Below are 1,627 nucleotides of genomic sequence, written 5' to 3'. Positions count from 1 at the left end.
ATTATCCAAACGTGACCGAGCTCGCGATGGGAACCTACCAAGGCTTCAACCTTTGGGCAGAAGGGGTGAAAAAGGCCGAGAGCATCGATCGAATGAAGGTGATCGAAGCGCTCGAAACCGGCATCAGCATCGATGCGCCATCGGGCAAGGTGACGATCGATCCGCCGACGCACCATTGCGTTCTGGACGTCCACATCGCCGAGGTGAAGGACAAGAAGTTCGATCTGCTCGAGGATTTTCCGCAGCAGAAGCCGTCGGACACCGCGGCCGTGTGCGACCTCAAGAAGAACCCGAACGACAACCAGCAGTATATAATTAAATTCTGAGCGCGCTTCGCAGACAGAGCATGCAGGACCTCTTGTGGATCTCGTAGCGCTCCTGGCAATCCAGGTTCTCTATGCGATCGCCAGCCTCGCGCTGATGAGCGTGGGGTTGGCGATCATCTTCGGGATGATGAAAGTCATCAACCTGGCCCACGGCGAGTTTCTGATGCTTGGCGGCTACGCCGCCATCGAAGCCAATCGTCTTGGCCTCAGCATCTGGATCGCGATGCTGATCGTCGCGCCGATCGTCGTGGGGGCGATCGGGATTATCGTCGAGCGCACCATCATCCGCTGGCTCTACGGCCGCATGATCGACACGATGCTGGCGACGTGGGGCTTGAGCCTGTTTCTCGTTGGTTTGACGACTGCGGTGTTCGGCAACACCACCGTCGGCCTTTCAGCGCCACTCGGCAGCTTCGAGATCGGCCAGTATCGCACGAGCACCTACACGCTATTCGTGATCGGCGTCGCATTCGTCGTGCTCGGCGGGGTTCTCACAGTTCTACGTTTCACCCGGCTCGGGTTGATCGCGCGAGGAACGATGCAGAACGCGAACATGGCGGCTGCGCTCGGCGTCAATCCGAACCGAGTCTATTCGATCACCTTCGGCGCCGGCGCTGCCCTCACCGGCCTTGCCGGCGCAATTATCGCGCCTGTGTCGGGCGTGTTTCCCACGATCGGCGCCGCCTATGTCGCCAAGTCATTCATTACAGTGATCGGCGGGGGCGTGTCGATCGTGACTGGCACGGCGATGGCGTCAACATTGTTCGGGGCGGTAAACCAGGTCGCGACCTATGTGACAACGCCGGTTTTCGGCGAGGTCGCGCTGCTTGCCGCCGCGATCGTGCTCATCCGCGTGCTCCCTCAAGGGATAACCGGTCGGTTTTTTCGGGGAAGCCTGTGAGCGCGCGCGCTCTCAATATTCTCGGGCTTGCGCTGGTCGCGGTCGTTGGGATCGCGGTGCTCATCCTTGCACCGCGGCTGTTCGACCTCGACGTGATGCTCAACATCACCGTCTACATGATCATGGCGGTGCTTGCCTTGTCACTCGCGCTCGTCTGGGGCTTCGGGGGCATTCTCTGTTTCGGCCAGTCGGCGTTTTTCGGACTTGGCGCCTACACTTACGCGATCGCGATGATCAACATCGGCGAAAGCACAACGCCGCTGATTCTCGCCGTCCTCGTGCCGGCAGCCTTCGCGGCCCTGCTCGGCTATTTCATGTTCTATGGCCGCATCAGCGACGTCTACCTCGGCGTCATCACGCTGACGGTGACCCTGATCCTCTTCAATTCGATCAATTCAAC

Annotated in this window: 3 protein-coding genes; all 3 read left to right on the top strand. The window is 59.9% G+C overall.

All coding sequences use genetic code 11. The annotated features are described in order from the left end of the window. The coding region (locus tag WCA53_RS19050; protein ID WP_423914086.1) for a transporter substrate-binding protein at positions 1-326 on the top strand (326 nt) is incomplete at its 5' end. A 34-nt stretch (positions 327-360) separates the two neighbouring features. Beyond that, positions 361-1,227 (top strand): branched-chain amino acid ABC transporter permease, encoded by an 867-nt coding sequence (locus WCA53_RS19045; RefSeq protein ID WP_423914083.1) that lies wholly within the window; start codon positions 361-363, stop codon positions 1,225-1,227. Beyond that, positions 1,224-1,627 (top strand): ABC transporter permease subunit (locus tag WCA53_RS19040; RefSeq protein ID WP_423914079.1); only part of this gene is annotated, 404 nt, incomplete at its 3' end. The genes WCA53_RS19045 and WCA53_RS19040, both read left to right, overlap by 4 nt.

This window comes from Caballeronia sp., assembly GCF_049581465.1.
Taxonomy (GTDB): domain Bacteria; phylum Pseudomonadota; class Gammaproteobacteria; order Burkholderiales; family Burkholderiaceae; genus Caballeronia.
Note: the sequence above shows the minus strand (reverse complement) of the source record. Positions and strands in the feature narration are given on the sequence as shown.